Source organism: Clostridioides sp. ZZV14-6387 (genome assembly GCF_020657835.1).
GTDB classification, from domain to species: Bacteria; Bacillota; Clostridia; order Peptostreptococcales; family Peptostreptococcaceae; genus Clostridioides; species Clostridioides difficile_A.
The window spans coordinates 41,552-53,700 of the sequence record NZ_JAGWCW010000008.1; the positions used below are offsets into that span (position 1 = coordinate 41,552).

Below are 12,149 nucleotides of genomic sequence, written 5' to 3' on the forward strand. Positions count from 1 at the left end.
CTCTCTACTTAAATAAGTTTACAAACTTTTCAAAATTGCTATTTTCACATATACTTATAACTTTTGCTATAGAATCTACTCTTTTATATATATTTGAAAATATAACTTCATAATCCAATATTTTATCCTTATCAAGAGCTAACATTATTATCAAACGAACATCTGATATTTCCCAAGCAATAGGAGTCTTCAATATTCCAATTGCTATTTTGTTTTCAAAAACTTTTCCAATTGCTCCATGTGGTATGGTTACCATATTTCCTATTTCAGTTGTAGCTATTTTTTCTCTCTCAAAGTAAGAATTTTTCATATCATCATCTATGTAACCTTTTTGCACAAGTTTACTTGCCATAAAATTTATAACGTCTTCTTTCCTTTTAAAATCTAAATCAGTAAAAAATAATTCATTATCAAGAAGATTTTTTATATCTAAATCTAAATATATATTTCCTGTTTCTATATATTTTTCAATTAATTTGATTTCTTTTTCACTTAAAATAGGAGATATATTTATTACTGGTATATCTGCTATTTCAATAGGAACAGTAGATATTACAAAATCAACATCTATAACTTTTATATATTCAACTAAGTATGAAGGAATAACTTTTAATATTTCTAGTTTTTCTTTAAATACATTTTCCAATTTAGCCTTTATTAACATTGATGTCCCTATACCTGATGTGCAAACTATTATAGTCTTGAAAACCTTATCTTTATTATTATAAGAAGCCCTTTCAACAGCTCCACCTATATGTAGAGCTATGTTTGCAACCTCATCCTCATTGATTTCTATGTTTAAGTCTTTTTCTATTGTTTTTTTAGCTATACTAGCTAGCTCAAAAGCAAATGGATATTTTATTTTAATGTCTTGAGCTATTATAGGTGATTGATTTATACCTAGCTTTATTTTTTTACACAGACTACTAATATGCTTATATAAAAATTCTTCAAATATCTCATCATGACTTATATCTATTGAGGTAGCTAATTTTAAATTTTTACAAAAGGTTTTTATTGAGCTTATTATAATTTCTTTATTTTGTTCATTTTCCAAAATCGAACTTCTTTTATTGCTATAATTTTCTACAAAACTTTCTATAAATTCTTTTTCATCGCACTTGTGTCGACTTAACATAACTAGTATATTATTCAACACATTTTTAAATTCTATGTCAGTTAATACCAAACCATTTTCATTTAATACATCTAATAATATTTTTTTTATTATTAATTTTTTTTCTCTTATATCATCATTTAAAAAATCATTTAGAGTCAATTGATTATCTCTCTTATTACTCAAATCAATTATACAATTTACTATTCTATCTTCATTTTCAGAAATACAGATACCTTGCTTATGCTTGGACTTAATCGAAATGGAATACTTTTCTAATATTCTTTTTACTTCTTTTAAGTCATTTTTTACTGTTGAAACACTCACATACATGGAATCTGCTAAATCTTCAAGCCTTATGGTATTTTTTTCTTCATTACTCAAGGTTAACACTTTTCTGATTATATACTCTACTCTATCTACATCATCATATAGATTGCTATTTAGGTTCACCTCATCAAAGCTCCCCTCTAGCTTATAACCAACTCCTCGTATTGATAGAATTTTACTTTTTTTAAGTTGTTTATTAATATCTTTTATTTCACTTTGTATAGTTTTTGAAGAGCATCCTATTTCTTGACTCAAGGCAAGACCACTAATTGTATCTTCAGAATTTAACAGGATTTTTATTATACTTATCTGTCTTGCTGTTATATTTAAACTCATAAAATCACCTTTTACTCTAAATATTGATTTCTCAATTTTTTTATTTCTTCTTTATCTAAACTAAATTCTCCATATAAATATTTTTCCACACTACTGTATTCTTCATCAATTCTTCTAAAAGCAGTCTTCATATATTCTTCATTCACACCAAATATATAATTTAATTTTTCTTTTGGAATTCCCTTAAATTTAGGCTTATATTCAACAAACCTTTCTATTTCCTTATCTGCAAATTCATTACTTTTCAAATAATCTTTCATTATGTTCTCTCTTGATACACCTAAAATCATAAGAATTATAGCACTCCCTACACCAGTTCTATCTTTCCCTGCTGTACAATGATTTAATATTGGTAAATTAGAATAATCCTTTACAAGCTCTACTAATTTTTTATAAGATGGATTTCTTATTGGTAAATTATAATAACTATTGTTTAACATATTAAATGCACCATCTTTTTCAAACAAACCATCAATCATATCTTCAATAGAACCAAAATTTCCTTCTGATTCTTCTAACTCTCTCATAGCTGGAATTCTTATGTTTTTTATATTTGATATTATTGTTGATGGATGTTTACGAGCTTCTTCGTCACTTCTATAATCAAATATATATTTAATATTTAATTCTTTTAAAATTTTTATATCATTTTTACTTAGATTTGATAATTTTGCAGACCTATAAAATAAACCATACTTTACAGTCCTACCATCTTCAGTTTTATTACCACCTAAATCTCTAAAATTTTTCATCTTACCACCTCTTAAAAGCTATCTATTGTACTTATATTTAATAATATTTATAAATTAATTTTATCACAATTTCATATTGTTTATTTAAAATATTTTTTAGTATTTAGTTAGCAATTGTAAAATATAAAAGTATATCTTTATACAAAATTAACCTAAATTTTACATAATTTATTTACTTTGTAGAAGCTTTATAGTTTATAATCAATATACAGTAGTATATTTTATGTAAAAAAGACCATATTTAGAATAATATCAAATACATTGGAGGATTTATATTATGGACATTCAAAAGCAAAAGAATTTTATAATTAAGTTTACATATGTTGTCTTAATAGGAAGTATTGTATATATTGCGTTAAAATTCTTATTACCATTGTTGATGCCTTTTGTCATCAGTTTTATAATTGCATCCATCTTAAGACCTATTATAAGACTTATTACAAATAATACGAATTTAAATCGTACATTTATTTCTGTAACAGTACTTTTAGCCTTTTATGGATTATGCATATTTTTATTAATTAGTTTTGGTGCAAAAATATTTACGAGTGTAAGTGACATATTTTTTAGACTTCCTGAAATATATAAATCAAATATACAACCAACACTAAATACTCTGTTTTCTAAAATAGATGCTAGTACACCTAATGTTAACCTAGCATTGATACTTGGTTGGGATAATATAAGTCAATCGATGATGTCTTTAGTCGCCTCTGTTTCAACAAATGCACTTAATGCTATTGCAAGTATTGCAAGTAAAACACCTGCATTTATGCTAAAACTTATTATTACCTTGATTGCTTCTTTTTTCTTTACTTTTGACTATCAAAAAATAGTAAACTTTATCTTAAAACAATTTCCAGAAAAAAGTCAGCTGATGATAATAAATATAAAAAATAGTAGTATTAATGCTCTTTTAAAACTGCTAAAAGCATATGCAATACTACTATCAGTGACATTTATAGAGCTACTTATTGGACTTAATATCCTAAGAGTTGAAAATGCATTTGCTATATCTGTCATCATAGCACTTGTTGATATTTTACCAGTCTTAGGTACAGGAAGTATTTTGACACCTTGGATGATTATTTCATTAATTAATGGCAATATCAACTTAGCAATAGGGCTTCTAATACTATATATCATTATAACTGTAGTTAGACAGATACTAGAACCAAAGGTAGTAGGACACCAAATTGGTCTATACCCTTTAATAACTCTAATGTGTATGTTTGTTGGAGCTCAACTATTTGGAATAGCTGGATTATTTGGATTTCCCATAGCAGCTACAATCATAAAAAATCTACACGATAATGGTATTATCACTGCATTTAAATAGATTAGCTTTTACATTTTATTTAAACTTAAAATAGTGAGATGTATTGTACATCTCACTATTTTTGCTACTCTTTACAAATAATATCAATCATTTCTTTATATTCGTCTTCATTATTTAAAACATCTACATTTTTAAATTTTTCTTTAATTTCTAATGAGTAAGATATTGTATATGGAATAAATTTTTCTATTACTTTTATATATTCCTTAGAAAAAAATTCAGCATTATACACTACAGAAAATAAGATTAACATCAAGCAATCATTCTTTATCATAGTTATTACAGATTCGTTTTTATTATTAATTTTAAAACCATCTATCAATTCAATAGTAAAATTTATTAATTTATTTGTGATTTTATCTAAAGTTCCATTTTTTATCGTTTCTGTCATAACAGTTTCATGATTGAATTTTAAATCTTCTTTTATATCCTGCAAATCATCAGATACTTGCAATAAAAATCCATAACCAATGCAAAACTCTATTTCTTCCTTTGTCATCAAACCACTTATTAAGTGTCCATCTACTAAAACAGATGAACCACCTTTTTCAATAGAAATAGATAATAATTCTTCTTTACACAAATTACTTTTTCTATCTTGTTGCTTTAAGCTCTTTACTTGACTTTTAAATATCAATAATAGTGACTCATAGACTTCTTTAAATTGTTCTCTAGGATAAACACTTTCAATATAATCAATCATTTGGGATACTTTACTTTCATGGTAGTTATTAGGTTTAATTTGTTCTCCCAAGAGTCTTTTTTCTAACCAGCTATTAAATAAGACTTTATCAATTTCATTTATATTTGTATTGTCTAAATAGTTGTCTGTATATGGATATAACATGCTATATGCAAAGTTTGCTTTTGAATAATAAACTTCTTTATCAAATAATAATTGTAATGCATTTGAAATCCATACATTCCTCATTGCCTGCATAATATCACTTATAGGCAAATCATCATCAAATTTTCTGGCATCTCTAATAAACTGTTTTGTTATACCTAAAAACTTTTTTCTATCTTCAACATCCATTTTTTCTAACTTGAAAATATTGTCTTTTTCTAATGTATTTTGTAAAAATACCTCGCCTTTTTTTACCCACATTCTTCTCAATACAAAATCACTTGGATATTTTTTTAAGTGAGTTGATAATGTATCTATCAATTTATCCAATTCTTTTTCACTCTTTTTTTGTGAATTTTTACTATATGTTTCTATATTCTCAGATAATTCAACACTTGAATTATTCCATGTATCCTCACATTTTTTACAATAATATTCAAATATAATATTTAAATCCATTTAACAGCCCTACTTTCATGCCTAAATTATACACTATATTATATCAGTACATATAACTAATATATAGTTAAACTTCTAATTGTGTATAATAATAATTTAAAAACTATTTATTTTTCAATTTAGCTAGTGCTTCTGCAAATGGATTATTAAATGTTTCTTGAGTTTTGTTTTGATTTTTTAAGTATTGATTAACATCTTTTTTTGATGCCTTCTTTTTTTCCTCTTGCTTTCTTTTATTGAAAGATGACAATTTCTCTCTATATCCACAGCTACAAGTGAAAATTCTTCCTTCACCTTCTCCACGAAGTTCTAATTTCTTATGACAATTAGGGCATCTTGAATTAGTTACTTGTGATATAGTTTTTCTAGTATTACACTCTCTATCTTCACAAATCAGCATTTTACCTTTTTTACCATTTACCTCCAGCATGAATTTACCACACTCTGGACATCTATTTTTAGTTAAATTATCATGTTTAAATTTATTATCACTATTTTTCACTTCTAAGACAATGTCTTTTGAATAAGCTTTCATATCATTTATAAATGTGTTTTTATTAAGTTTTCCATTTGAAATCTCCAATAATTTTTTTTCCCATGAAGCTGTAAGTTCTGGTGTTTTCAAATCTACTGGAACCAAATCCAATAATTGTCTCCCTTTTGATGTTATATATATATCTTTATTTTTCTTTTCCATCAAAAATGAATTGAACAATTTTTCTATTATATCTGCTCTTGTAGCAACTGTTCCAAGACCATTTTTTTCCATAGCTGTTAATAATGTGCCCTCATTCAAATATGGTGGCGGATTTGTTTTACCTGAAGTTACCTTTAATTCCTTAACTTTAAGTATGTCTTTTTCTAAAACATTTGGTATACTTTCATATTCATCTTCATCATCAATATCTTTATAGCTTTCCTTCCATCCTAAATTTATTACTTTATTTCCCTTTGCTTTGAATGTTTCTCCTTCTATACTTGCATTTATAGTTGTCTGCTCATATTCAAATGGAGGAGATAATACTGCTAAAAATCTTTTTACTACAAGATTATATATTTTTCGCTCTTTATCACTAAAATCACTCATAAATACCTTCTGCTCTGTTGGTATTATTGCATGATGGTCTGTTACCTTTGAATTATCAACAAAAGATTTATTAGCTGTAATATTGCTTTTTAATAATTTGTTGCAAATCTTTGAATAATCACTAACATTTACAGCTTTTATCCTGTCTTTTAATGTCCCAACAATATCTGATGTTAAATATCTAGAATCAGTTCTAGGATAAGTAAGCACTTTATGATGCTCATATAACTTTTGCATTATAGACAATGTTTCTTTTGCTGAAAATCCAAACATTTTATTTGCATCTCTTTGCAACTCTGTTAAATCATATAGTGCAGGAGAATATTTTTTCTTATATGATTTACTTACCTCAGATATTTTTATATCTAAATTTTTCACCTTTTTTAATGTAGAATCTATCTTTTCTTTACTGAATGTTGAAGAATTGTTGTTCTTATCACTCCAAATAAATTTTATGTCTGAACTTCCCTTTGTAGCAATTAACTCCAATCCATAGTACTCTTTAGGTTTAAAATTTCTTATTTCTTCCTCTCTCTTTAGTAACATGGCAAGAGTAGGTGTTTGAACTCTTCCACAAGAAAGTTGCGCATTATACTTTGTTGTCAAAGCTCTAGTTGCATTTATTCCAATAATCCAATCAGCTTCTGCTCGTGCTATTGCTGAATAATATAAATTTTCATATTCTTTTCCACTTTTTAATTTTGCAAAACCTTCTTTTATTGCTTTATCTGTACTTGAAGAAATCCAAAGACGTTTTAAAGGCTTTTTTACTTGTGATTTTTCTATTATCCATCTTGCCACAAGTTCTCCTTCACGACCTGCATCTGTTGCTATAACTATTTCATCTATATCATTCCTATTCATTTGAGCCTTGACTGTATTAAATTGCTTTCCACTCTTTTTTATTACAACAGTCTTTAGATACTTAGGAAGAATTGGTAAGTCTTCTAAGTTCCATGATTTATATCTTTCTCCATAACTTTCAGGGTCTGCAAGTGTAACTAAATGACCTAATGCCCAAGTAACTACATACTTTGGCCCCTCTATATATCCACTTTTTTCATTTTTCGACCCCAAAACTTTTGCTATATCTCTTCCAACAGAAGGTTTTTCTGCTAGTACTAATATTTTTCCCATCTAAAAATACTTCCTTTCTCTATGTTCAATCTCATATTGCACTTAAAATCTAAATAAATAGAACTTTTCTTAATATCGTAACTATAATATTACCATAATTTAATGGTATCTAATTAATTATTTAAGATTTTCTTATTTTTTTATCTAAAACTTATTTTATACCTAATTTGTATACTTATTATGACATCAAATTCCACGTATATTACTTATATTTTTAATTTTATTATTCGTAATTAGACTTACATTTTTATATCTTCTTACTGTTTTTTAATTTTTTAGTTGACAAAACATAAAAACTTATATTAATATTATTAATACAATAAGCTATGACAAATCAATATCCGGTTAAGATTTTATAGAAGAGTTGCTATCTAGCACACCGAAGGAGTAACACTCTCAGGTACTTTTTAAAAGTAGGACTGTAAAATTTACGGAACTCTGGAGAGACCCATTATGGGCGCCGAAGGGGCAAGGCTTTTATGCTCAATCTCTCAGGCAAAAGGACAGGGATTATCTACCAAAATCAGTATTATTAATACTTTTATTTTGGTTGCTAATTAGTGTATATCCAGAGCTGAATCTTTTTTAGATTTAGCTTTTTTTATTACACTAGAAATTATTAATAAATTATACTTATTTCCTGTCAATTACTTCATTAAAAATTCTATTGATTATGCAAAGCAAAAAAAAATGAGGGAGTGTTTTTATGAATCTAATTGATATTTTAAACAAAGTTGATGCTTTTATTTGGGGACCACCCTTACTAGTACTACTTGTTGGTACTGGTATATTGCTTACTGTTAAACTTGGAGTTATACAAATAACTAAACTTCCAAGAGCTCTTAAATTAATCTTCTCTGCTGAAAACAAAGGTAGTGGTGATGTTTCAAGTTTTGCAGCTTTATGTACTGCACTAGCTGCTACAGTTGGTACTGGTAATATTGTAGGTGTTGCTACAGCTATTAAGGCTGGGGGACCTGGTGCCCTTTTTTGGATGTGGATAGCAGCATTCTTTGGAATGGCTACTAAGTATTCAGAAGGTGTTCTTGCAATAAAATATAGAACTAAAGACAAAAATGGTCAAGTGTCTGGTGGACCTATGTATTACATAGTAAATGGTATGGGTGAAAAATGGAGACCTCTTGCAATATTTTTTGCTATAAGTGGTATATTAGTTGCACTTTTAGGAATAGGTACTTTCACTCAAGTAAATTCAATAACAGATGCAATAAATAGTAGTTTTGGTGTAGACCCTAGAATTACAGGTGTCATATTAGCAGTATTTGTAGCCTTAGTTGTGTTTGGAGGTCTTAAAAGTATCTCTAATGTAGCTACTAAAATAGTACCTTTTATGGCTGTTATATACATTGTAATCTGTGGTATTATTTTAATATCTTTCTGGAACAAGATACCAGAAACTTTTATGCTAATAATTAAAAGTGCTTTTACAACTACTGCTGCAACTGGTGGTTTCCTAGGAGCAACTATCTCACTAGCTATTAGAAATGGTATAGCTCGTGGTGTATTTTCAAATGAATCTGGTCTAGGTAGTGCTCCAATAGCTGCAGCTGCGGCTAAAACTGAATGGCCAGCGGAACAGGGTCTTATATCTATGACAGGTACTTTTATAGATACTATTATAATCTGTACACTTACTGGATTCTCTCTTGTTATTTCAGGAGTATGGTGTTCAGACCTTAATGGAGCTGTTATGACACAGGCAGCTTTTAATGGAGCAATTCCTACATTTGGACCAATATTACTTACAATTAGTTTGACATTATTTGCATTTACTACAATTTTAGGTTGGAGTTATTATGGAGAAAGATGTTTTGAGTTCCTATTTGGTGTAAAAGGCATGAATGGATATAGAACTGTATTTGTTGCCATGGTACTATTAGGTGCATTCTTAAAATTAGAAGTTGTTTGGATAATTGCTGATATTGTAAATGGACTTATGGCAATACCTAACCTAATAGCTTTACTTGCATTATCTCCTATAATAGTATCTGAAACTAAAAAATACTTTGAATATATAAATTCTCCAGAAAATCAGTTGAAAAATAATGCATAAATAAAAAATATAGAATTCCAAGTCAAATTCATACGACTCTGGAATTCTATATTCGTTTAAAAAAGTATACTAAATACATTTACAAAAATAATAATTCACATAAATAGTATATCTATATTTTAATTAATATCTTAATGTAATTTGTATAGATTAAAATTTTATTTCTTCTGGATATTTCCATGATTTAAATTCATCAACATCTACTGCTTCAGGTTCCTTAAATTGATTTAACACTAAAGACCTATAGTATATTTCTGCTACTTCTTCTACATACCTTGATTTTAATAATGCCTCTTCTAAATCATTACCCACAGTTGTTAATCCATGTCTTTCTAACAAACAAGCATCTGTATATAGCAATAATTTTGAAACATTTTTAGCAAGTTTTAAAGTTCCTGGCCTTGCATATGGAGCAATATCCACATAACCACCATAATTAACAGACTCATATACAATTGGTATAATGGGTTTCTTTGCTACCGAAAAAGATGTTGCATATATAGAGTGAGTGTGTGATATAGCATTCACATTTTCCCTTGTTTTATATATTTCAATATGCATCAATATTTCACTGCTAGGCTTAATTCCCTTCTTAACTTCTATTACATTTCCATCTAAATCTAACACACAAATATATTCTGTTTTTAATTCTCCTCTGCCTATACCAGAGGGTGTTATGAGAACATATCCAGTCTCTTTATCTCTAATACTAAAATTACCAGCCTTTTCTTTACATAAGCCATAATGTTCTGCTTTAATTGCTATTTCAACAATTTTAGCCTTCAAAGACTCCAACATAATTTACCTCCAAATAATCATTTTTGACCATAGTATGCATCTTTTCCATGTTTTCTCGAAAAATGTTTATTCATAAGCACTTTATCCATAATATTCTCAGGGCTCATTAATTCTGTATAATAAGCCATTTTTGCGACTTCTTCCAAAACTACTGCATTATGTACAGCCTCTTTTGCATTTTTGCCCCATGTAAAAGGTCCATGGTCATTCACAATTATTCCTGGACAATGAATTGGATTTTTTCCCATAAACTCTTCAACAATCACATTTCCAGTCTCCTTTTCATAATCATTACAAATTTCTTCTCGAACCATTTTTCTAGTGCATGGTATACTTCCGTAAAAATAATCTGCATGAGTAGTACCACATGCTGGTATAGATTTTCCTATTTGAGCCCAAATAGTTGCCCAACTTGAATGTGTATGCACTATTCCTCCTAATTCTTCAAACTCTTTATATAAAACTAGATGCGTTGGAGTATCTGAAGACGGCTTCAATTTACCATCAATTACATTGCCTTCTAAATCAACTACTACCATGTCTTCTACACTCATACTACTATACTCTACACCACTTGGTTTTATAACTACCAATCCTTTTTCTCTGTCTATACCACTCACATTTCCCCAGGTATAAGTAATTAGCCCTCTTGCAGGTAATTCTAAATTCGCTTTTAGTACCTCTTCCTTTAAACTTTCTAACATCTTTCTCCCCCCTACATTTTATTTAGAAAAATTACTCTTATTTTGTTTAATATCCAAATTTTATAATTTAATTATTATATTTCTACTAGGATTTTATTAAATTTAATCTCTTTCTTGCTCATTTTACTTAAAAAATCTCCTACCTCATTAAGCCCTATTTTGTGTGAAATCATTGGTGTAAAAACAATATCACCTTTTTCCATAAAATCCAAAGTTGCAGTCCATGCTCTTCCAGGATAAGGACTTGTATATGAATTCCAAGAACCTTTTAAAGTGAGTTCTCCACGCAATATACACTCAGTAGCTTCTACACTAAGCGGTAGTTCTGCATGTGATATTCCTACAAATACTATCTGCCCTCTTTTTTTAGCTATTAGTAAAGATTGTTCTTGTGTAAACCTACTACCAGCAGTTTCTATAACAATATCAGAACCACCATTGGTTATTTTTCTTATTTCTTCAATTACATTTACTTCTTTTGAATTCAAGGTATAATTTGCTCCTAGAGATTTAGAAAGTTCTAATTTTTCATTAAAAATATCGATAGCTATAATTTTAGACGCTCCAAAAACCCTTGCCCATTGTATAGTAAATTGGCCTATTGGACCACAACCTAATACAACTACACTATCTCCTACTTTAATACCTGAATTTGAAATACCATGATAAGCTATAGTTGCTGGTTCAATTCCAGCAGCAGTTTCATAGTCCAATGTATCTGGAAGTTTTAAAATATGTTCTTCAGGAACTCTTACATATTCTGCCAATGCTCCATTTACTCTTGTTCCAATTATATTGTAATCATCACACAAACCAAAATTACCCTTTTTACAATGGTTACATTCTCTACAAGGTACTAATGGAGCAACTGTCACTCTATCTCCTACATTAATATTTTTTACTTTTTCTCCAACTTTAACAACTTCCCCAGAAAATTCATGTCCTAAAATTAATGGATATGCTGTATTTCCACTCAAACCACTTACCATAGACCTAGGTAAATCTGAACCACATATTCCAACATATTTTACATTTACAAGTACTTCTTTCTCTTTTATTTCTGGTATATCTACCATTTCATATCTAACATCACCTATATTGTATAATACTGATGCTCTCATTTTATCTGACATATAAATATCTCCTTTCATGCTATATACTTGTATATA

At 28.2% G+C, this 12,149-nt stretch carries 9 protein-coding genes and 1 riboswitch; of the genes, 2 read left to right on the forward strand and 7 right to left on the reverse strand.

Going from position 1 to position 12,149, the window contains the following annotated elements:
* Positions 1–4: 4 nt before the first annotated feature.
* Entirely contained in the window at positions 5–1,783 is a 1,779-nt protein-coding gene (locus KGF38_RS06930) for a BglG family transcription antiterminator (protein ID WP_074178355.1), read from the reverse strand.
* Between the two features lie 11 nt (positions 1,784–1,794).
* The gene (locus tag KGF38_RS06935) at positions 1,795–2,535 is read right to left on the reverse strand and encodes a tyrosine-protein phosphatase (protein ID WP_074178356.1); all 741 of its coding nucleotides are present in this window, start codon (positions 2,533–2,535) and stop codon (positions 1,795–1,797) included.
* A gap of 277 nt (positions 2,536–2,812) precedes the next feature.
* Here KGF38_RS06935 and ytvI point away from each other — a divergent pair, with 277 nt between their 5' ends.
* Positions 2,813–3,874 (forward strand): sporulation integral membrane protein YtvI, encoded by a 1,062-nt coding sequence (gene ytvI / locus KGF38_RS06940; protein ID WP_074178357.1) that lies wholly within the window; start codon positions 2,813–2,815, stop codon positions 3,872–3,874.
* A gap of 64 nt (positions 3,875–3,938) precedes the next feature.
* Here the strand turns inward: ytvI and KGF38_RS06945 are convergent, their stop codons facing one another.
* Both KGF38_RS06945 and KGF38_RS06950 read right to left on the reverse strand, forming a co-directional pair.
* A complete protein-coding gene (locus tag KGF38_RS06945) occupies positions 3,939–5,180 on the reverse strand; it encodes a hypothetical protein (protein ID WP_074178358.1) in 1,242 nt (413 codons plus the stop codon).
* 103 nt (positions 5,181–5,283) lie between these two features.
* Positions 5,284–7,404, reverse strand: a complete 2,121-nt coding sequence (locus KGF38_RS06950) for a DNA topoisomerase III (protein WP_074178359.1) — start codon at positions 7,402–7,404, stop codon at positions 5,284–5,286.
* Between the two features lie 428 nt (positions 7,405–7,832).
* Positions 7,833–7,921: riboswitch (glycine riboswitch) on the forward strand.
* A gap of 189 nt (positions 7,922–8,110) precedes the next feature.
* Here KGF38_RS06950 and KGF38_RS06955 point away from each other — a divergent pair.
* A complete protein-coding gene (locus KGF38_RS06955) occupies positions 8,111–9,478 on the forward strand; it encodes an alanine/glycine:cation symporter family protein (protein ID WP_054270830.1) in 1,368 nt (455 codons plus the stop codon).
* A 150-nt stretch (positions 9,479–9,628) separates the two neighbouring features.
* Here KGF38_RS06955 and KGF38_RS06960 read toward each other — a convergent pair whose 3' ends face one another.
* The 3 genes from KGF38_RS06960 to KGF38_RS06970 all read right to left on the reverse strand — a co-directional run bounded on the left by KGF38_RS06960 (position 9,629) and on the right by KGF38_RS06970 (position 12,113).
* Complete coding sequence (locus tag KGF38_RS06960) at positions 9,629–10,276, reverse strand: class II aldolase/adducin family protein (protein WP_074178360.1); 648 nt, start codon at positions 10,274–10,276, stop codon at positions 9,629–9,631.
* Between the two features lie 17 nt (positions 10,277–10,293).
* The gene (gene araD, locus KGF38_RS06965) at positions 10,294–10,980 is read right to left on the reverse strand and encodes an L-ribulose-5-phosphate 4-epimerase (protein WP_054270832.1); all 687 of its coding nucleotides are present in this window, start codon (positions 10,978–10,980) and stop codon (positions 10,294–10,296) included.
* Between the two features lie 74 nt (positions 10,981–11,054).
* Positions 11,055–12,113 (reverse strand): galactitol-1-phosphate 5-dehydrogenase, encoded by a 1,059-nt coding sequence (locus tag KGF38_RS06970; RefSeq protein ID WP_054270833.1) that lies wholly within the window; start codon positions 12,111–12,113, stop codon positions 11,055–11,057.
* Positions 12,114–12,149 lie beyond the last annotated feature (36 nt).